Origin of the sequence: Acinetobacter sp. ACNIH1 (assembly GCF_002934695.1) — a bacterium.
GTDB classification, from domain to species: Bacteria; Pseudomonadota; Gammaproteobacteria; order Pseudomonadales; family Moraxellaceae; genus Acinetobacter; species Acinetobacter variabilis.
The window spans coordinates 2,305,009-2,326,916 of sequence record NZ_CP026420.1; the positions used below are offsets into that span (position 1 = coordinate 2,305,009).

Annotated in this window: 22 protein-coding genes and 1 pseudogene; 4 read left to right on the plus strand and 19 right to left on the minus strand. The window is 44.1% G+C overall.

What is annotated here, in order from left to right; all coding sequences use genetic code 11:
- Nucleotides 1–45: 45 nt before the first annotated feature.
- The 7 genes from pcaF to paaA all read right to left on the minus strand — a co-directional run bounded on the left by pcaF (nt 46) and on the right by paaA (nt 6,231).
- Nucleotides 46–1,248, minus strand: a complete 1,203-nt coding sequence (gene pcaF, locus C3F22_RS11260; RefSeq protein ID WP_005234228.1) for a 3-oxoadipyl-CoA thiolase — start codon at nt 1,246–1,248, stop codon at nt 46–48.
- A gap of 441 nt (nt 1,249–1,689) precedes the next feature.
- A complete protein-coding gene (paaG, locus tag C3F22_RS11265) occupies nt 1,690–2,481 on the minus strand; it encodes a 2-(1,2-epoxy-1,2-dihydrophenyl)acetyl-CoA isomerase PaaG (RefSeq protein ID WP_005234227.1) in 792 nt (263 codons plus the stop codon).
- A 64-nt stretch (nt 2,482–2,545) separates the two neighbouring features.
- Complete coding sequence (gene paaE, locus C3F22_RS11270; RefSeq protein WP_005234225.1) at nt 2,546–3,604, minus strand: 1,2-phenylacetyl-CoA epoxidase subunit PaaE; 1,059 nt, start codon at nt 3,602–3,604, stop codon at nt 2,546–2,548.
- A gap of 65 nt (nt 3,605–3,669) precedes the next feature.
- Nucleotides 3,670–4,170 carry a 1,2-phenylacetyl-CoA epoxidase subunit PaaD gene (gene paaD, locus C3F22_RS11275; RefSeq protein ID WP_005234222.1) on the minus strand — a complete coding sequence of 167 codons (501 nt, stop codon included), beginning with the start codon at nt 4,168–4,170 and terminating at the stop codon, nt 3,670–3,672.
- A gap of 28 nt (nt 4,171–4,198) precedes the next feature.
- The gene (gene paaC, locus C3F22_RS11280; protein ID WP_005234220.1) at nt 4,199–4,954 is read right to left on the minus strand and encodes a 1,2-phenylacetyl-CoA epoxidase subunit PaaC; all 756 of its coding nucleotides are present in this window, start codon (nt 4,952–4,954) and stop codon (nt 4,199–4,201) included.
- Between the two features lie 16 nt (nt 4,955–4,970).
- Nucleotides 4,971–5,258 carry a 1,2-phenylacetyl-CoA epoxidase subunit PaaB gene (gene paaB, locus C3F22_RS11285; RefSeq protein WP_005234219.1) on the minus strand — a complete coding sequence of 96 codons (288 nt, stop codon included), beginning with the start codon at nt 5,256–5,258 and terminating at the stop codon, nt 4,971–4,973.
- Between the two features lie 28 nt (nt 5,259–5,286).
- Nucleotides 5,287–6,231 (minus strand): 1,2-phenylacetyl-CoA epoxidase subunit PaaA, encoded by a 945-nt coding sequence (gene paaA / locus C3F22_RS11290; RefSeq protein WP_005234218.1) that lies wholly within the window; start codon nt 6,229–6,231, stop codon nt 5,287–5,289.
- Nucleotides 6,232–6,493: 262 nt separating this feature from the next.
- Here paaA and paaZ point away from each other — a divergent pair, with 262 nt between their 5' ends.
- A complete protein-coding gene (paaZ, locus tag C3F22_RS11295) occupies nt 6,494–8,605 on the plus strand; it encodes a phenylacetic acid degradation bifunctional protein PaaZ (protein ID WP_005234217.1) in 2,112 nt (703 codons plus the stop codon).
- A 206-nt stretch (nt 8,606–8,811) separates the two neighbouring features.
- The gene (locus C3F22_RS11300; RefSeq protein ID WP_005234216.1) at nt 8,812–10,251 is read left to right on the plus strand and encodes a spinster family MFS transporter; all 1,440 of its coding nucleotides are present in this window, start codon (nt 8,812–8,814) and stop codon (nt 10,249–10,251) included.
- A gap of 80 nt (nt 10,252–10,331) precedes the next feature.
- Here C3F22_RS11300 and C3F22_RS11305 read toward each other — a convergent pair whose 3' ends face one another.
- Nucleotides 10,332–11,213 (minus strand): IS982-like element ISAba9 family transposase, encoded by an 882-nt coding sequence (locus C3F22_RS11305; RefSeq protein WP_004282326.1) that lies wholly within the window; start codon nt 11,211–11,213, stop codon nt 10,332–10,334.
- Nucleotides 11,214–11,430: 217 nt separating this feature from the next.
- Between C3F22_RS11305 and C3F22_RS11310 the strand changes: the two genes are divergently transcribed.
- Nucleotides 11,431–12,369 (plus strand): tRNA dihydrouridine synthase, encoded by a 939-nt coding sequence (locus C3F22_RS11310; protein ID WP_005234215.1) that lies wholly within the window; start codon nt 11,431–11,433, stop codon nt 12,367–12,369.
- Nucleotides 12,370–12,388: 19 nt separating this feature from the next.
- Here the strand turns inward: C3F22_RS11310 and C3F22_RS11315 are convergent, their stop codons facing one another.
- The 4 genes from C3F22_RS11315 to rpe all read right to left on the minus strand — a co-directional run bounded on the left by C3F22_RS11315 (nt 12,389) and on the right by rpe (nt 15,281).
- Nucleotides 12,389–13,063, minus strand: a complete 675-nt coding sequence (locus C3F22_RS11315; RefSeq protein ID WP_005234214.1) for a nuclease-related domain-containing protein — start codon at nt 13,061–13,063, stop codon at nt 12,389–12,391.
- A 33-nt stretch (nt 13,064–13,096) separates the two neighbouring features.
- On the minus strand, nt 13,097–13,579 hold the full coding sequence (locus C3F22_RS11320; protein ID WP_005234212.1) for a methylated-DNA--[protein]-cysteine S-methyltransferase: 483 nt from the start codon (nt 13,577–13,579) through the stop codon (nt 13,097–13,099).
- Nucleotides 13,580–13,648: 69 nt separating this feature from the next.
- On the minus strand, nt 13,649–13,966 hold the full coding sequence (gene sugE, locus C3F22_RS11325; RefSeq protein WP_005234210.1) for a quaternary ammonium compound efflux SMR transporter SugE: 318 nt from the start codon (nt 13,964–13,966) through the stop codon (nt 13,649–13,651).
- A gap of 628 nt (nt 13,967–14,594) precedes the next feature.
- Complete coding sequence (gene rpe / locus C3F22_RS11330) at nt 14,595–15,281, minus strand: ribulose-phosphate 3-epimerase (RefSeq protein WP_005234194.1); 687 nt, start codon at nt 15,279–15,281, stop codon at nt 14,595–14,597.
- A gap of 168 nt (nt 15,282–15,449) precedes the next feature.
- Between rpe and C3F22_RS11335 the strand changes: the two genes are divergently transcribed.
- Nucleotides 15,450–15,728 carry a DUF2218 domain-containing protein gene (locus C3F22_RS11335; RefSeq protein WP_005234191.1) on the plus strand — a complete coding sequence of 93 codons (279 nt, stop codon included), beginning with the start codon at nt 15,450–15,452 and terminating at the stop codon, nt 15,726–15,728.
- A 44-nt stretch (nt 15,729–15,772) separates the two neighbouring features.
- On the opposite strand, the gene C3F22_RS18415 is transcribed toward C3F22_RS11335, so the two are convergent.
- The 7 genes and pseudogenes from C3F22_RS18415 to tsaB form a co-directional block, all read right to left on the minus strand.
- Nucleotides 15,773–16,771, minus strand: a complete 999-nt coding sequence (locus C3F22_RS18415; RefSeq protein ID WP_005234189.1) for a M48 family metallopeptidase — start codon at nt 16,769–16,771, stop codon at nt 15,773–15,775.
- Nucleotides 16,731–16,983, minus strand: a pseudogene (locus C3F22_RS11345) (DUF898 family protein); the annotation flags it as partial. The gene C3F22_RS18415 and the pseudogene C3F22_RS11345, both read right to left, overlap by 41 nt.
- Before the next feature lie 160 nt (nt 16,984–17,143).
- Nucleotides 17,144–17,980 carry an S-formylglutathione hydrolase gene (gene fghA, locus C3F22_RS11350; protein ID WP_005234179.1) on the minus strand — a complete coding sequence of 279 codons (837 nt, stop codon included), beginning with the start codon at nt 17,978–17,980 and terminating at the stop codon, nt 17,144–17,146.
- A 39-nt stretch (nt 17,981–18,019) separates the two neighbouring features.
- On the minus strand, nt 18,020–19,420 hold the full coding sequence (locus tag C3F22_RS11355; RefSeq protein ID WP_005234177.1) for a C13 family peptidase: 1,401 nt from the start codon (nt 19,418–19,420) through the stop codon (nt 18,020–18,022).
- A 124-nt stretch (nt 19,421–19,544) separates the two neighbouring features.
- Nucleotides 19,545–20,363, minus strand: coding sequence for a class I SAM-dependent methyltransferase (locus C3F22_RS11360; protein WP_005234175.1), 819 nt, complete (start codon nt 20,361–20,363; stop codon nt 19,545–19,547).
- Complete coding sequence (locus tag C3F22_RS11365) at nt 20,357–21,181, minus strand: undecaprenyl-diphosphate phosphatase (protein ID WP_034170618.1); 825 nt, start codon at nt 21,179–21,181, stop codon at nt 20,357–20,359. Before C3F22_RS11365 ends, C3F22_RS11360 begins: the two co-directional genes overlap by 7 nt.
- 16 nt (nt 21,182–21,197) lie before the next feature.
- On the minus strand, nt 21,198–21,863 hold the full coding sequence (gene tsaB / locus C3F22_RS11370; protein WP_104426571.1) for a tRNA (adenosine(37)-N6)-threonylcarbamoyltransferase complex dimerization subunit type 1 TsaB: 666 nt from the start codon (nt 21,861–21,863) through the stop codon (nt 21,198–21,200).
- Nucleotides 21,864–21,908 lie beyond the last annotated feature (45 nt).

Consider the following 21,908-nt stretch of genomic DNA (forward strand, 5'->3'; position numbering starts at 1 on the left):
GCAGTCTTCCTGACCACGGTTTAATTCATTGATTGAATGATGTGTTTAATCCATATTTTCTAAAACCAGTGCAACACCTTGACCGACACCGACACACATGGTGCAGAGTGCATATTTGCCTTTACGGCGTTTCAGTTCATGCATGGCAGTAATCACCAGACGGGTGCCGCTCATACCCAGCGGATGGCCAAGAGCAATAGCACCACCGTTTGGATTGACTCGTGGATCGTCATCCTGAAGTCCTAGCTCACGTAGCACTGCAAGCGCCTGTGCGGCAAAGGCTTCATTTAGTTCGATCACATCCATCTGTTCTAGACTTAAGTTTGTCTGTTTTAATACTTTCTGCACTGCGGGCACTGGACCGATACCCATATAACGTGGTTCTACTCCTGCACTGGCGATTCCTACCACCCGTGCTAGCGGTTTCAGCCCATATTGTTCTGCGAAATATTTATTACCCAGTAGCACACAGGCTGCACCGTCATTGACACCAGACGCATTACCCGCAGTTACCGAACCACCTTCCTTGCGAAATGGTGCTTTTAAAGAAGCCAATTTTTCTAAAGTAGTATCGGCACGTGGATGCTCATCTTCAACAATCACCTGAGTAGCACCTTTGATTTCTACTGGCAGAATTTCTGCCTGAAAAATACCATTCTGCTGTGCCTGTGCAGTTTTTTGCTGGCTGCGATAAGCAAACAGATCCTGATCTTCACGATTAATCTGATATTTTTCAGCTACGTTTTCTGCCGTTTCCGGCATGCTATCTACGCCGAAACCTGCCTTGAATTTTGGATTGATAAAACGCCAGCCAATAGTGGTGTCATAAATTTCCGGAGTACGGCTAAATGCTGTGGTTGGCTTGGATTGTACAAATGGCGCACGGCTCATGGATTCTACCCCACCGGCCACTACAAATTGCGCTTCACCCGATTTAATTGCACGTGCTGCCAGACCGACAGCATCCAGACCGGAAGCACAGAGACGATTTACAGTAATGGCAGGCACACTTTCCGGCAGGCCCGCTAAAAGTGCTGCCATACGCGCGACATTACGATTATCTTCACCGGCCTGATTGGCACAGCCTAAAATTACCTCATCAACTTCTGCCCACGGCAGATTAGGATGCTGCTGTTTTAAATACTGGATCGGTAAAGCAGCAAGGTCATCGGCACGAATACTACTCAAATCACCTGCATAACGACCAATTGGGGTACGAATACCGTCAAAAATATAAGCATGTTCCATCGTTCTTGTTCCTTAGCTGGCCATCCCTTAGTCTGTTGGCGATCCTTGTTGCGCCTGTCCTAGCGCTGTCTAATTAGTTCAATATATACTAGGATGTATCACTCTTCACCAAAAATACGATACATATTTTTTAATATTTTTAAATTTGTGCCATATTAAATTCTATTTACTCATTCAAATTATTTATCTGAATAAATAAAATAAAAAAAATTAATAGATCAATATCTTGAGTAGAAAATAGTGCATAAATCTATATTTTTCAGATTTCATTTACTATCAAGGTACCACTACATATAACATAAGACCTAACTAACCATCAGACCAAATAGGTATCATATTCATACCCGTCAGGAATAGTTCAACTCGACCAAGTTGCTAAGCGATAACTGAAAGGAAAAAATCGCACAACTTTGAGCCGAATCAAATCCATCTCCGGCAGATTTAGCAGCCCTTATATTGTGGTGTTCGTTTTTGCATAAAGGCCTGAACGCCCTCACGATAATCACTAGAACGGCCCGCCAGACGTTGCAGATCGCGCTCCAGAATCAGTTGTTCATCCAGATTATTGTCTGCGGCGGCATGAATCGCTTTCTTAATCAGGGATAGACCATAAGTCGGCTGAGTCGCCAGATGTTCAGCCATTTTTTCAGCTTCTGCTTTTAACTGATCATCTTCAACTACCTGCCAGATCATGCCGAGTTGCAGCGCACGTTCAGCCGAGATTTTGTCACCCAACATCGCAAGACCCATCGCTTGAGCACGGCCAACCAGACGTGGCAGGAACCAGGTACCCCCTGAATCTGGCACCAGACCGAGACGGCAAAAAGCCTGAATAAATGAAGCAGATTTGGCAGCTACCACGATGTCACAAGCCAGTGCAATATTGGCACCTGCACCCGCTGCCACGCCATTCACGGCACAGATTACCGGTTTTGGCATTTCAGCAATCAGTTTAATCAGCGGGTTGTAGTATTTTTCAATCGATAGCCCGAGATCTGGCGCATCAGCATTTGGATCAACCACACGATCATTCAGGTCCTGACCGGCACAGAAACCACGACCTTCTGCAGAAATCACTACAGCGCGAATTGCTGAATCTTGCGCCCAGCGTTTTACGACAGAAGATACTTCCTGATGCATGGTTTCATTAAAACTGTTGAGCTGTTTTGGACGATTAAAAGTCAGGTAGCCCACTGCATTTTTTTCTTCAACAATAATTGTTTGGTAATCCATTACACACCTTTTAAGTTTCTATTTCGTTCATGCATTTATCTGCATGGTGCTTAATTTAAAATCTTTACTCGTCGAAACTGAGACGAACATTTTGAGTGGTTGGACGCGCCTGGCAGCTCAGCACATAACCTTTCTGGATTTCTTCTTCTTCCAAGCTATAGTTGATCGCCATTTCCACTTCACCTTGCAGCACCTTACATTTACAGGTTGCGCATACCCCGCCCTTGCAGGCATAAGGTAGATCTGCTCCAGCACGTAAAGCCGCATCCAGAATGCTGTCATCCTGTTTGGACACTTCAATGATCAGCTCACGGCCATCCAGAATGATGTTGACCTTTTCCTCGGTACGGCTTTCGATCTGCTGTGCAGATGCTTTTGGTGCAGTACCGGTATTGAAGCGTTCCGTGTGAATTTTGCTGCGTTCGATCCCGAGGGTTGGCAACACGGTTTCTACCGCATTCATCATTTCTTCAGGACCACAGGCGAAGCAATGATCGGTTTCTGCTGGAAGCAGGCCCGCCTGAAACAACTGCTGCAATTTTTCTGCATCAATACGGCCATTGAAAATCTCGCTATCATTCAGCTCACGCGAGAAAATGTTGATCAGTTGCAGACGCTCTTTAAAGCGGTCTTTCAGATCCATGATCTGTTCAGAGAACATGGTCTGTTTCCAGGAACGGTTACCATAAACCAGTGTAAAAGTGGCATCTTGCTGACGGCTCAATACTGCTTTGACAATAGACAAAATTGGTGTAATGCCACTGCCTGCAGCAAAGCCCAGATAGTGTTTGCCACCAGCCTTGGCCGCTTTCTGGAAAAACACACCTTGTGGTGGCATCACTTCTAGTACATCGCCGACTTTCAGGTTTTCATTGGCCCAGGTCGAGAACTGGCCCTGATCAATTTTCTTGATCGCGATACTCATGTCTTCATCAGTATCACTACAGATCGAATAGCAACGACGCAATTCTCCCTGTTCTGCCATGTGACGGATGGTCAGGTGTTGGCCCGGCTGATACTGAAAACTATCGGCATGTTCTGGACTCAGTTCAAAAGCAATGCAAATTGCCTGTTCAGTCTGAGGCTGAATCGATTTGATGGTTAACGGAATAAACTGGCTCATTTCAAAATCCTTCTTGAGCTGTGGCGATCTCACGCTTTATTGTTATGGCTTGTGCGCTTAAGCCCTTAAATACATTTAAAATAGTCAAACGGCTCCAGGCATTCCTGACATTTGTACAGCGCCTTGCAAGCGGTTGAACTGAATTCACTGAGTAATCGGGTGTGCTGGCTATGACAATGTGGACACTGGATGCCATCGCTGAGTGCGACATGGGTACCGCAGCTGTTTGAACCACCTTTGGGCGGGGCAATGCCATATTGCTGCAGTTTCTGTTTGCCTTCCTCACTCATCCAGTCGGTGGTCCATGCTTCTGACAGATCGACCACAACTTTGACCGGCGTCAGCTCATGTGCTGCAAATGCCTGGGTGATTTCCGCCTTAAGCAGATCGGTTGCCGGACAGCCACTATAGGTGGGGGTCAATCGGACGATGATTTCATCCTGCGGGTTGATCTCCACCCCGCGAATCATGCCCAGGTCAAGGACCGACAGGACCGGAATTTCCGGATCGGAAACCTGTGCCAGGATATCCCAGCATTGATCTTCTACATGTCTGATCAGATTCATGCCACTCACTCCCTGTGATGTGTTGGATTTACCAGTTCATACTTGGATAGCTGCGCTGCATATATTGCAGTTCCGCCAGTACATAACCCAGATGTTCGGTATGTAGTCCCTGCTTGGCGCCACTACGGTAAGCACCACTTTCTGGCAAGCTCAGTTCAAAACGTTGCAACTCGGCAGATATGGTTTCCAGCCATTTCGGTTTCAGCAGTTCCAGATCAGGAATCAGGTAAGCATCAACCAGCTGACGCTCATCTGCAGTCAGACTGAACAGCTCTTCAGTAAAGCGCCATAGCTGGTTCAGACCATTCTGGATTTTTTCATGTGCTTCTGCCGTACCTAAGCTCAGGCGTTCCATCCATGAGGTTGAAAAACGCAAATGGTATTTCACCTCTTTCAGCGACTTGATGGCGAATGAAGAAATGTTTTCATTCCTACTATTGCTGAGTGCTGCAAACAGCAAAGCATGGTAATGATCCATCAACCACTGACGCACGATGGTTTGACCAAAGTCACCATTTGGCTGTTCACTCAACAGCAAATTGCGGTATTCACGCTCGGTACGGAAATAAGCCAGTTTGTCTTCATCACGGCCCAGTCCTTCAATTTCACCGGCAAGACTCAGTGCTGTACGTGCCTGACCCAGTAAATCCAAGCCGATATTTGCCAGTGCAATATCCAGTTCCAGCTCCGGTGCATGACCGCACCACTCTGCCAGACGGTGTGAAAGGATGAGCTGGCTGTCGCCAACATGTAGTAAAAATTGTGCTAATACCTGATTCGTCATTGCTCTGCCCTCCACCTTACATGTGCTCGATGCCATCTGGAATGTGATAGAAGGTCGGATGACGGTAGACCTTGTTCAGTGAAGGATCAAAAAACTCTGGTTTTTCATCTGGTTGAGATGAGGTAATCAGTTCAGATTTCACTACCCAGATACTTATCCCTTCATTGCGGCGGGTATAGACGTCACGGGCATTTTGCAGGGCAATTTCATCATCAGGAGCGCGCAGGCTGCCGACATGGCGGTGGCTCAGACCCTGTTTGCTGCGAATAAATACTTCGTATAAAGACCAGTTATTCTTGTTCATTTGCATATCCTTGTGCTATTCCGTTGCCTTAGGCAATTTTTCTGTTGTCTAACTGCTGCTGTTGCTTGCTGGCATAAACTGCTGCTGATTCACGTACCCATTTGCCATCTTCCCAAGCCTTGCGACGCGCTTCGATACGTTCATGGTTACATGGACCTTTACCTGCCAGCACATCGAAGAATTCATCCCAGTTCACTTCGCCAAATTCATAGTGGCCTGTTTCTTCATTAAACTTCAGATCTGGGTCCGGCACAGTCAGGCCAAGCTGCAATACTTGCGGTACGGTGTTGTCGACGAATTTCTGACGCAATGCATCATTACTGAATAATTTGATTTTCCACTGCATGCTTTGAGCACTGTTTGGAGAATTGCCATCACTTGGACCAAACATCATCAGTGCCGGCCACCAGAAACGGTTCACTGCATCCTGTGCCATCTGTTTCTGTTCTGGCGTACCTTGTGCCAGTTGCATCATGGCCTCAAAGCCTTGACGCTGGTGGAAACTTTCTTCTTTACAGATACGCACCATGGCACGTGCATAAGGACCATAAGATGTACGACACAGTGCCACCTGATTGACGATTGCCGCCCCATCTACCAGCCAGCCAATCGCCGCTACATCTGCCCAGGTCAGGGTTGGATAGTTAAAAATGGATGAATATTTCATGCGGCCAGCAATTAGCTTTTCCATCATATCATCACGGTCTGCACCAAGCGTTTCTGCTGCACTGTAGAGGTACAGGCCATGTCCTGCTTCATCTTGCACTTTAGCCAGCAATACCGCTTTACGTTTCAAAGTCGGTGCGCGGGTAATCCAGTTACCTTCTGGCAGCATGCCAATCACTTCTGAATGCCCATGCTGGCCAATCTGGCGGATCAGGGTCTTTCTATAGGCATCCGGCATCCAGTCCTTCGCTTCAATAGAAATGTCCTGCTCTATCTTCTGATCGAATGTTTGTTGTTGCTTATTCATGTTTGTTTCACTTATCCCAAGTGCTGATACACTCAAATTAAAACGATACAAATATAAAATCAATACTATTTTTTTAGTATCATATATTTTTAAAAAGCATTTTACTCTAAGTTATTGTTTATATTATTTTTATTTTTTTTATTACATGAAGTTTACTTTTTTAATCATCGATTATGATTGACATTTAAGCTTTTAGATTGCAGTTTATGAAACATCAAAAGTAAAAACAAACTCAACAACGTATCATAAATGGAGTTATACAATGTTGGAACTGGACAGCACTACCCAGAACACGGATCTTCAGGACGACACACAGGCGCATTATTCAACTAAAGTTAAAGTATTGAGTTCACTGGCTTTAGGCGGTGAACATAGCGCACAAAATGACTTACGTACGGTCTATCACGCCATTAGCGGTGAAGCGATTTACCAAGTCAGTAGCCACGGCATCGACATGCATAACGTAGTGCAATATGCCAAACAGAAAGGTGCTGCCATTGCCCACTGGACTTTCCACCAGCGTGCCAATGCCCTGAAACAGGTGGCACAATATTTACTGGAACGTAAGGAAGATTATTACTGCCTGGCAGCTGCAACCGGCTGTACCCGCAAAGATGCCTGGATTGATATTGAAGGTGGGATTGGCACCCTGTTTGCCTATTCAAGTCTGGTTCGCCGTGAACTCAGCGATGAAACTACACTGGTTGAAGATGCCTGGATTCCATTATCCAAACAGGGCAGCTTTGGTGCCAAACACATCCTGAGCCCAAAAGCCGGTGTAGCAGTGCATATCAATGCATTTAACTTTCCAATCTGGGGCATGCTGGAAAAAATTGCACCGACTCTACTAGCCGGCGTGCCATGTATTGTTAAACCGGCAACAGAAGGCGCAGAACTGACACATGCAGTGGTTAAAGACATTTTAGCCAGTAATTTACTGCCAGAAGGTGCTCTGCAGCTGATCTGCGGACAGACTTACAACCTGTTTGATCACCTGAATGCACAGGATACAGTAACCTTCACAGGTTCGGCTGCTACCGGCCAGAAACTACGTGCACATCCACACCTGAATGCCCACTCCATTCCATTCAGCATGGAAGCCGATTCGGTGAACAGCGCCATCCTGACCCAGCAAGCCAACGATGAAACCATTGACTTGTTTGTGCGTGAAGTCTTCCGTGAAATGACGACCAAGGCCGGACAAAAATGTACTGCAATTCGTCGTGCCTTTGTGCCAGCAGCATTACTCGATACTGTACAGCGGCGCCTGACTGAAAAACTACAGAAAGTAGTCATCGGTGATCCTGCACAGGACGGCGTAACCATGGGTGCTCTGGCCAGCGTTAAACAGAAGCATGATGTTGCTGCTAAGGTAGAACAACTGGCACAGGAAGCTGAAATCATCATGGGTAGCCACCTACGCCAGGATTTTAGCATCCAGGTCGCACACCCAGAAAAATCTGCTTTCTATCCGCCAACAGTGCTGTTATGTAAAGATCCAGTTCAGGCCCAGCAGATTCACAATATCGAAGCCTTTGGCCCAGTGGTTACACTGATGCCGTATAGTGACCTGTCACAACTGGCAACATTAGTAGCTCGTGGTGAAGGAAGTCTGGTTGCTTCAATTGTGCGTAACCATGATGAAAATATTGAACAGCTACTCAGCAAGATCGCGCCTTGGCATGGTCGTGTGCATATTCTGGACCGTGAGAGCGCCAAGGAAAGTACCGGTCATGGTTCACCACTCCCATTGTTAGTGCATGGTGGTCCGGGGCGTGCTGGCGGTGGTGAGGAACTCGGCGGCCTGCGTGCAGTGAAACACTATATGCAGCGTACTGCTATTCAAGGCTCACCAAATGCGCTGACTCAGGTCGGTCATAGCTGGACCGCGGGTGCGGAGGTATTTGAAGACCGTGTGCATCCATTCAAGAAATCTTTCGACGAACTGCGGATCGGTGAGCGCCTGCTGACTGCACGCCGTACCATTACTGAAGCTGATATTGTCAACTTTGGTGGTTTAAGTGGTGATTACTTCTATGCACATATGGACAAGATTGCGGCTGCAGAATCCTTGTTCGGTGAACGTGTCGCACATGGTTACTTCATTGTTTCTGCCGCTGCTGGCCTGTTTGTTGATGCTGCTCCAGGTCCTGTCATTGCCAACTACGGTATGGATAACCTGCGCTTCGTAGAACCTGTGAAAATTGGTGATACCATTCAGGTAGAACTGACCTGCAAGCAGAAAACACCAAAACCACTGCGTGATGAGCAAAAACCGCATGGTGTTGTGGTCTGGGACATCAAAGTGAAAAACCAGCGCAATGAACTGGTCGCGACTTATGACATTCTGACTCTCGTAGAAAAAGCCGCTTAAGCACTATTTTTAGACACTTAAAGCAAAAAGGGAGTCTATTTGATTCCCTTTTTTATTTATTTAAAAATAATTGTATCTTTTTAATCCAGACATATTGACGGCTATGCAAATTACTCCTAGATTAGACTAATTGATACATGTAAAAAATAAAAATAATTAAATATGTATCAAATAAACCAATCACTATAACTTGCACAGGATGTTGCATGATGAATGAAAAAACATTGGTCATAGACAAGGTTGACAATGACGTCCAACCACTCGATTCTCATCTAAAAATTACTACGCCTATCCCTGAACAGGTAGCTACAGAAATTCCACCAGCAGCTTCAGAACGTAGCAGCTATCAATGGTATGTCGTGATCATCTGTATGGTGGCCTATATTCTGTCTTTCGTAGACCGTCAGATTTTATCCCTGATGATTGAACCGATTAAGGCTGACCTAATGCTGAGTGATACCCAGTTCAGCCTGTTACAAGGGCTGGCCTTTTCTCTGTTCTATGCATTTATGGGCGTACCAATTGCCGCACTAGCCGATAAAAAATCCCGTGTGAAAATTATTTCGGTCGGGATCGCTTTCTGGAGTCTGGCAACTGCAGCCTGCGGCCTAAGCAAAAACTTTATCCAGATGTTCCTAGCTCGCCTCAGTGTCGGTGCAGGTGAAGCCGCACTTTCTCCTGCTTTTTACTCAATCGTGGCAGATCTGTTTCCTAAACATAAACTGGGCCGTGCGCTAGGCGTATATGCTATTGGCGCTTTTATCGGTTCAGGACTGGCGTTCCTAATCGGTGGCTATGTGATTGGTCTGCTCAAGGATGTCAGCTTCATTACTTTACCGGTAATTGGTGAGATCAAAACCTGGCAACTGACCTTTATGATTGTCGGTTTACCGGGTGTATTACTGGCCTTAATGATGATTCTGACCGTACGTGAACCAGAACGTAAAGGCCTCAAAATGGATGCCAATGGTGTCGCAGTTAAAGCATCTTTTAAAAATTCTATGGGTTTTATCAAAACCCATAAAAAAACTTTCTTCTGTCATTTTATTGGCTTCTCTTTCTACACCATGATGCTGTATTCCCTGCTCGGCTGGGCACCGGCCTACTACATGCGTCACTTTGGCCTGGATGCAAGCCAGACCGGATATATCCTTGGAAGTATTATTCTTGTCGCAAATACTTCAGGTGCTCTATTCTGTGGCTGGCTCATCGACTTCTTTTCTAAACGTGGCTATAGCGATGCAGCGATCCGTGCCGGTGCAATTGGCTGTGCTGCCCTGATCATTCCAAGTGTGCTATTTACTCAGGTCGACAATATGCAGTTTTCATTCGCATTGATCTTTGTCGCGATGTTCTTTTCCACCTTTCCGATTCCGGCATCAGCCGCTGCTACCCAGATGCTGACACCGAACCAGTTGCGCTCTCAGGTATCAGCAAAATTCCTGCTAATTTCCAACCTGATTGCACTCGGTGTGGGTACAACTGCGGTGGCGCTGATTACTGACCGTTATTATGAAAATACCTTAATGGTGGGTAATTCGATTTCTATCGTCAATGCGATAGCCGGCCTAATTGGTGTATTCCTGCTGTATAAAGGCTGTCAGTATTATCGTGAAAGTATGAAATTCGAAAAACTGGTCGATTAAGACAATCTTAGATTTTTAAGATTTAAATCCAGACCTTAAATCAGCCGATTTAAGGTTTTTTTATTTAGATAACGCCAATCTCAACTTAAAATAAGATTTTCGAATTGAATTGGTGAATGACCAAGCTTTTTATTTAGCACCACACAAATTGTATGCGACAGAATTTTACGAGTTATGCGGTGGGTTAAATGCCATAGATCTTTTGCCCTCACTTTCTGAATGTGAAAGCGATCTGTTAATTGACCAATCACTGTTTCAATCTTTCTTCTGGCTTTCATCAGTATTTGCAGTGTCTCTTTAGGTCTGAAATCTATCATGTTTTTTCTAAAGGGTGTTTGTAAATCAATACCCTGATATTCATAATATCGTTTCAATTCTGGTCTTAAATAGCCCTTATCTGCTCCCAGTAAACCGTAAATATCATTCGTAATTTCAGGTGCAACATCTCGCTCATCACAATGAGCAGGTGCAAAGGTATAACCCGAAATCATGCCTGAAAGATTAATGACGATATGAGCTTTGAAACCATAATATTTTTCTTGTTTTGCAGCACAATAACTAAAACCTGCGTATTCTTTAAAGTTTTTATGCTTTCTAGCTCTGGTATAACTACAGACAGGGAGTGGGAAGCCATCAATAAAGTGAATGTTATCTGAACCATAACGCTGAATGAGCTGTGCCATAATGGATTGACTGACATGCCACAGGTTTGCACAATGTTTACAGAAATTGGGATAAGATCCTAATTTTGGAAACCATTCTAACCAATTGTTTTTGAAATACATCCAAATATTTTTGTCTGTATCTAAACCAAGAAATTCACCTACTATTTGCATAGTGATGATTTCTGCATCAGTAACAGCAGGCGGAAAACCACGAGTTCTCAGGGGCTGAGTAACAACAATGGGATAAAGTTCTTCTATGATTACATAGACAAAAATGATAAATTCTTCAATGGACATAACTTTGCTTTAATTTCTTGGTGGAAACTAAAATAGGGTTATGTCCTTTTTATTTCAATCACTTAAAAAGTTGAGATTGGGGTTTAGATAGCAAAAGTTCAATAAGTACTCATTCAGGATTAATCTTTTTCTGCAATTCATATGAAAATTAAACTGCCTGGACTTTCCCACCAAAAAGCCGTATAACACCGTTTTTCGAATTAACAGGTGTTGACCATTGAAACTTGTTCTTGCACCCATGGAAGGCTTAACTGACCCGATTATGCGTGATGTACTGACATCCGTCGGGAGCTTCGACTGGTGTGTAACCGAGTTTATTCGTGTCACGGATTCGGTGCTGCCAGATCATATCTATCACACCTACTGCCCTGAACTGTTAAATAATGAGGGCAAAACTGCTACCGGTACGCCAGTGCATGTACAATTTCTGGGAAATAACCCGGAAATGCTGGCAGCCAATGCAGTGAAAGTCGCTGCTATGGGCGCGCCTGCAATTGACATGAATTTCGGCTGTCCAGCCAAAACCGTAAACCGTCACCGTGGTGGTTCAGTACTACTAGATGAACCTGAAGTCGTTTATGAATTGGTCAAAGCTGTTCGTGATGCAGTGCCCGCACATATCCCGGTTTCGGCGAAAATGCGTCTGGGTTATATGGATCGCAACTTCATGATGGAAAATGCGCATGCCATTGAAGATGCTGGAGCGGCCTGGGTCACTGTTCATGCGCGGACCAAGGCCGATGGCTATACTCCGCCAGCCTTTTGGGACCAACTGCAACCGATCCGTGAAGCCTTAAAAATCAATGTCATTGCCAATGGTGAAATCTGGACCAATGCCGATGCGAAGCAATGTCAGCTAGAATCAGGCTGTGAAGACCTGATGATTGGCCGTGGTGCAGTCACTACACCTGATCTGACCCAATGTATTCGTCAAAATTCTGATGAGCCGCTCATCACCTGGAATGAGCTGCTTGAACTGCAAATCCGTTTCCTGAATGGTTCCTATAAAAAGGAAATGAATATGGTCGGCCGTTACAAACAATGGCTGGGGATGATGTCTAAGCATTATCCTGAAGCCAAAGTACTCTGGGATGAGGTCAAACGGATTAAACAGCTGGTTGAAATTACTGAAAAGTTAAAAGCCTCGAAAAATTAAGAAAAATCCTTTGAATGATTCAAAGGCTTTTCTGTTCGGATTGCCACCTGTTTAAATTTGCGACATGTTCACGGTTGGTTTTCCAGGATTTTTCTAGTACTTCCTTCTCCAAGCGAATCTGGATACGTTTAATCTTGGTATCAGAAATAACTCGCTGATTAAAGCTTTTTACATAATCTGTCCAACCTGCGCCTCGAAACACATAATTTGGCATTGGGGTTTTGAATACCGCATCTGGCATAAATACAATCACAGAATGCAGCTGGTCTGGCTCGATAATATCAGCTAGCAACTGCTCCAGAACTTTGATGTGCTTATAATTCTGATGAATCGGATTTTGAAATTTATAGCTATTTTTATAAAGTTTTTGCGTCCGGGTCTTTTGTCGCTCGCCACCAAAGATCCAGCCTTTATAGTTTTTGGTTTTAATCACAAACAGGCCATAAGGACTTAATAAGAGGTGATCAATTTGGGTTGTTCCTCCGTCTCCATCCGGAAGAGTCAAATCATTTAATAATTGATACTCAGGGTCTTTCAGATAAAGTTTGACATGCGTGGCAACAGCGAATTCTCCCAGCTTCCCTTTTAAAAATGGTTTAAATAACTTAAATACGATGGAACCAATAAAAAGTAGAAGAACCCACCATAAACTGGACCAGAGTTGGCCTAAGATTTGTGTTGCGAACAGATCCATATTTTAATTTTCATTAATTTTATGATTTTGATCTTAATGGGTTCTCTCAATATTTAACAGAATTTCTTTTTTATCCAGACCGCCTGCAAAGCCTACTAACTTACCGCTACTGCCAATCACCCGATGACAAGGTGCAATAATCGAGATCGGGTTTTTACCATTGGCAGCACCCACGGCGCGTACTGCTTTAACATTACCGACCTGTTCAGCGATTTCTCGGTAACTTCGGGTCTGTCCATAAGGAATATTCAGCAAAGCCTGCCAGACTTTTTTCTGGAAATCTGTACCAGCAAAGTCCAAAGGCAAATCAAAAACATTGCGCTGACCGGCAAAATATTCCTGAAGCTGACGCCGAGCTTCTATCAATACTGGATGCTGTGGATCTTCAACCAGAGTTGCCAACCTGACCCGATTCGGTTTTTCACAATCCCAGAGTACAGCCACCAGTGCCGTTTCATTGGCGACCAGCTGCAACTGCCCTACAGGCGAGTCCATATAAATATGACTGAGTTGCATGGCCCTACTCCTACAGAATCAAGCTTGCCAGTTTTTATTTTACTCGAAATCAAAACTGCTCAACAGCTCTTAGGAGGAGGATAATTTCATCAAAACAAGTCCGGAAATAATCAGCCCCGCAGCCAGCATACGCATAGCAGAAGCAGGTTCACCTAAAACTATAACACCGACCAGAAATGAGCCAACTGCGCCAATGCCCGTCCAGATGGTATAGGCAGTCCCTAAAGGCAAAGTACGCATGGCATAGGCCAGTAATACAAAACTGAGCACCATAAAAACAATCGTAAAAATACTCGGTGTGAGTTTAGTAAAACCCTCTGAGAGCTTCATGGAATAGGCCCAGACAATCTCAAATAGTCCAGCGAATACAAGTATAATCCAGGCCATATTGCCCTCCTCCTAATTAACAGGGTCAGGCCGTCCTGACGAATTTTCTTGTTGAATTTAATAAACTTAATCAACAAGGGAGGTCGTTCCCCCTAAAAAAAACAGGCATTCTATAAAGCAGACGGTAAAACCAAACTGCCGTTTACAAAATTTGACTGAATGAGAATTAACTTAACCATGTCTTACTCAAATGCTCAGGACAACTTGAAGATTTCAGCCTATCTTAAGGAACGCAAACACGGGAAATCGTGTTATGACATTACAGAGACTTGAGTAAGAAAAACAAACAAGGAATAAATCCATATTATTAAGTTATGCACATGAATTAAATTTAAAAAAAGCGTGGAGATCTTACACAATGAAACACATAACCAAGACCTATTGATCACTTTTTGTTTGGCTTGATTATTAACCTTTGATGAATAAACGATCACCAAAATCAAGGGTTGACATAGGTAAAAAGAACTCCAGTCGAGTTCTTTTTATACAAATTTTGTCTAAGATACAATCAATCAGGCTACAAACGATTACAAAATATGCAACATATCCATATGGTTATCAACATAGATATCTACACACTTATCCATAAAGTTATCCACAGATTTATACACCTTAAACATTTTAGAGATTAAAGTTGAATTTGACCGACTTTAGCCAGCTCACTACGCATATCATCAATCACAGCTTTATAATCCGGCTTGCCAAAAATCGCTGAACCAGCCACAAACATATCTGCACCAGCTTCTGCAATTTCACGAATATTTGCTGGTCCCACACCGCCATCTACTTCTAAACGGATATCACGACCTGAAGCATCAATGATCTTGCGTGCTTGACGTAATTTATCCAAAGTCATTGGAATGAATTTCTGTCCGCCAAAGCCGGGGTTCACACTCATTAGCAGTACCTGATCAACCTTATCCAGTACATAATCCAGATAATGCAATGGTGTCGCTGGATTAAATACCAGACCGGCTTTAGCACCACCCGATTTGATCAATTGTAAAGAACGGTCAATATGATCAGATGCTTCCGGATGAAACGTAATAATATCTGCGCCTGCTTCCAGAAAGTCACCAATCATACGATCTACAGGTTTCACCATGAGATGCACATCAATAGGTGCCTGAATACCATATTTTTTCAATGCCTTACATACACCTGCGCCAAAGGTTAAATTGGGTACATAGTGATTATCCATAACGTCGAAATGCACAACGTCTGCACCGGCCTGAAGTACATTTTCAACTTCTTCACCTAAACGGGCAAAGTCGGCAGACAAAATAGAAGGTGCAATTAAATAAGGCTTGGACATGAAAGGACCTGGCTAAGTGAAATTGGATTTTTCCCATTATATCAAATCCGCTCCGGCTACTGTGATTCGATGTTGCAAGATTAAAACGCTGTGTAACGCTTTGAGGCTTATGCCAGCATCACTGCTTGGTTTAAAGTACAGGATAATGATGAATAGTGTAGAAAACTGATGAAAAGTATTGCCCATATCCAGACGCAACAAGCTTCACGAATTGCCAAACGCCTGGCCAATCACTGGAAAAATAAATTTAATATTGATGAAACCGGACAAAATTTCCTGATTCATTTTCCAAGTGCAGAAGTGAGTCTGACACCCGAGGCAGATCATCTTACCGTAACGATTCAGAGCAATGCTGATTCCACTGACCTGAATAAACTTGAAAATGTAGTGCTGGATCATCTGATCCGTATGGGACAGGAAAATCTGACTGCCGACTGGCAAAGATAAGCACTAAAAAGCCTTGATAATCAAAGCATAATAATGATCAGAAGCTAAAAATGATGATTCGCCTGTTCATTAAAAGCATGAATCCGTTTAATTCTTTTATCCAGTTCGGGATGTGATTCCAGATATTTTTTAAACTTCCCGATCAGGCGAATCCATTTCAGTTCAGTTTCTGTCAGGTGCCGGTCTTTTCCATCGATATTGAGAGTGAAATTTTTCATTTTTAAGGTTTGTGATTCCTCTGCCAGTATTCTGGCATTTTTCACCCGCTGCAAAAAGTTCGACAAATGAATACTGGAGATCTGCTGTTGATGCAAATGTTGCATGGCATAATCATCCGCAGCAAGTTCAAGCGCCTGTGAATATCCCGCATCGGCGAGTACCGCTATAGATGCCGCCACCACATCACTTAAATCTCCCGTTACCAAGGCAAATAATCCTGCTGCACTCAAGTTGGAAATCACTTTTTGCATACTATGTTTTTGCACCAGATGACCTTGTTCATGTGCCAGTACTGCAAGGACTTCTTCATCTGCACCGCTGAGCTTGACCAGTTCATCGGTAACAATAATGGTATTGTTTGGAATCGCTGCTGCATTAAGCCCCATAGTTTCTCCACCTTGACGGAAAATAATCTTTGCAGGTTGCCCTACCGCGATTTTTTGTTCGTACAATTTTTTTAGACGTGCTTGATGCTCTGCGGAGAGCTTGGATGACTCAGTTTGCTCAATTAATTTCTGCTCAGTTTGATTTCCTACCTCGATCAAGGTCTGTTCGGGAAGTAATTGAGCGAGCTGCTGGGCGGTATGAGGAATCCCCCATTTAAGAATAAAAATTACCGCACATATCACGATAATCATCGAGAAGAAAATCAGGAGTGGAGAACGTTCAAATTTCCATATGGCATGATAGATTTCTTTGGATTTAATCTTCAGCCAATGCGGTGCTTTGGTCAAAAATTCAATCCGGCGATCTTCAGGCAGTTCGATAATCGGTTTACGCCCCCCGACCCCGCCAATATCGGCTTGGCATGGCAATGAAGTCAAAGCGATGTTTTTAACAATTGGGTATTACCGTAGAAATAGCGGATACGGCGTGCCTTTGCCCAAGGGCTATACAAAGTAAGCGTAACGATGGTTAACATCAGATTCACCATCCAGATTCCAAAATATTCCGTGGCACTGCCATGAAATCGGAAGTTATGTTTTTCTAGTGAAGGTGATGGCTGGTCAATCTCTAGTTCAGGCTTATTGTGCATCGTGTTCTTAACTGCAACTGGTTCTACCTGATTTTTGAATAGCAACTTATATGCCATTTTTATTATATTTATTTGATATTCATATAAAAAACTCCAAAAACATGACCTATTTTTGGAGTTTTATTGCACTTTTAAGTTTGCTTCACTTTTATTGCTTGGCTTATGGATTTAATTGCACGGCATGGAATTGTAGGTGGTCATCTACAAAGCTTTGAATAAAATAGTAACCATGATCATAACCCTGATGTTCACGTAAGGTTAATTTCTGGTTCACGGCATCGCAGGCTTGCTGAAATAACGCCGGATTCAGCTGGCTATAGAACTGGTCAGAAAAGCCCTGATCAATCAGGATGTCGCTAAACAGTGCACCCTTTTCCTGAACCAGCGCAGTTGCATCATGCTTCAACCATTCTTCGCGGTTTTCACCCAGATAATTCGAGAATGCTTTTTCACCCCATGGACATTGGCTCGGTGCACAAATCGGTGCGAATGCCGAAACTGAACAGAATTTTTCCGGATATTTAAAAGCCAAAGTTAAAGCACCATGTCCACCCATGGAATGACCGAAAATCCCGATCTTATCTGCCTGCACTACAAACTCTTCACACACCAGTTCATACAACTCATCGACGATAAAGCTTTCCATCTGATAATGTTCAGCCCACGGTGCTTGAGTGGCATTGATATAGAATCCGGCACCCTGCCCGATATCCCAGTGATCCCCTTTGGCAACATCATCTCCACGTGGTGAAGTGTCTGGTGTAATCAGAATCAGGCCAAGCTGGGCAGCCAAACGCTGGGCATGTGCCTTGATTGCAAAAGTCTCTTCAGTACAGGTCAGGCCAGCTAAATAGAATAAAGCCGGGCAATTTTGGCCTTCCAGAGCTTGTGGCGGCAGGAAGATGCCAAATCTGGTTGGTTTTTTTAATATTTTAGACTCAAAGCTATAAATCCGCTGTTCACCCTCAAAGCTTCGATTATTCTGTACCAGTTCCATCATCATTCCTTTTTCTATTTTCTAAAGTTGTAGATTGGTTTATGGAGCCAAAGCGACAGACGGAGATGCTGAAGTGGTCGTCGCTGGAGGGAAAAGACGCTGTTCCAGTTGTGGCAACATCAATTCCATGTTTTTGCCAATCACCCATTGTGGTTCTGACCGTTCAAATCCCTGAGCTGCTTCCCATTTAGCCACTGTAGTCTTGGCCTGCTCAAAAGAGGCTTTCAGACTGTTATTTTCACGCATGGCCTCATCAAAGAAAGCACGACCGAAATAAGTATAGTCAGCTTCGTTCGAACAACCGAATGACTGACGGTCAGCAGCAGAAGCAGTAATGATCAAGGTATTATCATTCTGCAAAGCCGAAGCGAAACTACCTGAGAAACAGGCAGAAATAACAATCACTCGCCAGCGCACACCTGAGGCATCCAAAGTATCACGCAACCATTCTGGATCAACTGATGCCAGGTCTAACGGTGCATTTTCCATTTCAAATTCATTTGGCAAGCCATGTGAGGTCATATACAGAAACAGCACATCACTTTCCCGGTTCATCTGCTGGCCAATACGACGCAAGGCCAGTTCCATGCTGGTTTTAGAAGCAAGCGGAATTTCAGTCCGTGTTGCTGGATGATTTACCAGCATAATCGAACGGCCGAAAGTCCCAAACCGGGTATCAAACTGCTTTTTAATCCGCTCTATTTCTGAATAGAACACATCCTGATAACTTGCGCCAGCGACGCCCATGAAGTACCAGTGCGATTGTGCAAATTCGCCATATTCAATTGCATCTAGTGCCTTGTTCAGCAAGATCGGCTGAGTATAGAAAGCATCTTCAGCAAAACTTGGTGGAATTTCTTCAACTTTCCAGATGGGCTGATCTTTCACCGAAATCTGCCACACCACCAAAGTAAACAGGGTGGCCAGCATAATCAGTGCCCGTTCCCACCACGGCCATTTTAATTCACGTGAAATTACCCAGACCACAGCCAGACTTTGCCAGACAAACAGCATGACAAATAGGGTCGGAATATAGGCGTAGAAAATATAGGGTAGATAATCCAGATCACCCAGATACTGGATCAGGCTCTGGAACAGCATGATATGCGTATCCAGCACTAGCCAGAGTAATGCAGGTACCAGCATCAAACGAGGATTATTCACTCGCTGGGACAAGAAAATCCCGACAATCAAGGCAATAAAGGGCCAAAGTGCATAACTGATCAGACCTTGAGAGTTAAAATCTCCCATGCGGCCGGAACTGAGCCAGCTAAACAGGCTATTAGCACAGCCGCCCAAAATGCCCCAGAACACCAGTTGTAGAATAGAGGGACGCACCAGTTGCAGCGAACGCCGAGATCCCAGAAATAACCACATCCCGGCAATTTGGTTGCTTTTAAAATCGTGCCAAAAATTGATGGAGGGTTTAAAGTCGATCATATGATTTCAGGGAGATGAGTGGCTCGCTAATGTGCCCAATAAGTTTATGCTTGATATAAGTTTTATCAATGCCAATTTTTAAATATATAACAAATCCTTGATCTATTTTGAAGCAATTCTCATATTAAGTAACCAGTTCATGCTGAAAATAGGCATCAAAACGGCAAGCATCACCAGACCATTGATGATTTGGCTCTTTTCCAGCTAAAAATACGGCCAAACGAGGACGTTTCACCACCACCCGCTTGCCAATTTTTTGTGCCAATTCTAAGAGATTATCTCCCAGATCCATTTCACCATCTTCCGGTAAAAGCAGATGTAATAACTGCATTTGTTTTTTCACCTGTGCCTGCTTTTTCGGTGCCTGCTGGTTCTGGTCACGTTGTGGAAACATCGGGTCCAGATAAACCACATCGACGACCGCATTCTGCTCAGCCTGTGATTTCAGATAGTCTGCAGAATCTGAAAAAACCAGATGAATCCGCTTAACCACCGAACTTAGAAAAGTATCCTTTTTCGCTCGGTGATGACTGTCTTCAAGCAGGGTAAATAAAATAGGATGTCGTTCGACCAAGGTCACCTGAGCACCCAAATGTGCCATCAACAGACTGTCATGACCTAGACCAGCTGTCGCATCGATAAGAGTCGGCTTTTCTCCCAAATTACAAGCACGAGCAATCATTTCCGATTTTAAAGAGGCACGTTTTAAGCGCCCTACTTCTGCTTGCCAATCTGGTTGCATTTTCATGCCATTGGCACAGAGCCATAGGCCGTCAGCATCAACACACAGCGCCAGTTCGGGATGTAAACGCAAGAAACGTGCATTCAGCTTTTCAATAACCTCAATACTAACCTCTACATCACGAGAAGAAAGCACAGCCTCGAAGTGCTGTGCTTTCTTTTGATACTCGAATTCGGTATATAAGCGAATCGTGCTTACCATAATCTCCAACCTGTAAAGGCAAATAATAAAATCAGTAAACCTGAGGCAATGCGATACCAGGCAAAAACCATGAAATCACGTTTTGCCACATAGGCTACCAAGGCACGGATTAATAAAAGCGCCGAGATGAACGATACGATGATACCGACTGCCAAAACTGTCCAGTCTTCTGTGGTACTGTAAACATCATAGCTTTGATAAAGATCGAGCAGGCCTGCACCGATAATGACCGGAATCCCCAAGAAGAATGAAAATTCAGTTGCAGCCTTACGTGATACGCCAAGGAACATCGCCCCAATAATGGTCGCACCTGAACGTGAAGTTCCCGGTATCAGGGATAAGACCTGAATCAGACCGATCCAGATTGCATCTTTCACGGTCAGATCTTCAACTTCCTGGGCACGCACCTTAGGTGGATTCTTCTCAATCCAGATAATGATCAGACCACCAACGATCAAGCCAATGGCAATCGCAATATTATTGAATAGCAGCTCTTTTACGGTTTGCCCTAGGGTCAGGCCAATCAGCACAATGGGAATAGAGGCCAGAATCAGGCCAATCCCTAAACGGCGTCCTTGCGGTTCACCACTTACGATCCCAGTTGCTGCACCCCAAAGCCGTGCCCAATATTCATAAATAACCGCGGCAATTGCCCCCATCTGAATTGCGACGACAAAAACATCGCTTTTTTCTTTGGTCCAGAAATTCATTAATTCTGAAGCCAAAATCAGATGCCCAGTACTGGAAATAGGCAAAAACTCGGTAATACCTTCAATAATACCCATAATTGCTGCTTTCAGCAGCAGTAAAAGATCCATGCTTAATCCTGATTAATTATGCTTTGCCTTGTTCTGGAATTTTTTTCCATGCGTTATCACGTAAATATACCGGAAGTGCCAATTCTGCACTGACCCAATTTTCTGTTTTTGCTGCTGCACGCGCAATTATGGCAATATCCTGTGCTGTTGCACTGACATTTTTATATTCGGATGCTGTTTCTTGAACTAGATTGGCACCTGAACCCACCACAGTAAATTTAACTGCTTCAGCACCTTGTTCATAACTCAAAAGCTGTTCTTCATCAACAGCCTGCATAATCCCTTGAGCATCTAACTGATAACTGGCGACATAGACTTCATTCATCCGTGCATCCAGTACTGCAGTTACTGCAGTTAAACCATGCAAACGATATGCCGCTTGCGCCAAAGCCTGTAAAGTGGATACCGGGATTACAGGCAGATCATTTGACCAAGCCAAAGCCTGGGTCACAGCCGCATTGATACGAACACCACTAAATGATCCCGGGCCACGACTAAAGGCAATCGCTGTCAGATCAGATACAGCCCAGCCCAGATCATTGAGGCCTTGTTCAATCATTGGAAGAATGGTTTGCGTTTGTGCCTTGGCGCGCGCATCAAGCTGAAAAAATAGTTCTTGAGTATCATCGATCACAGAGACGGAACACTGCTCATTGGCAGTCTCCAATGCCAGCACTTTCATGCACAACCTTAATTCAGAGAATATAAAAAACGTCGAATATAATAC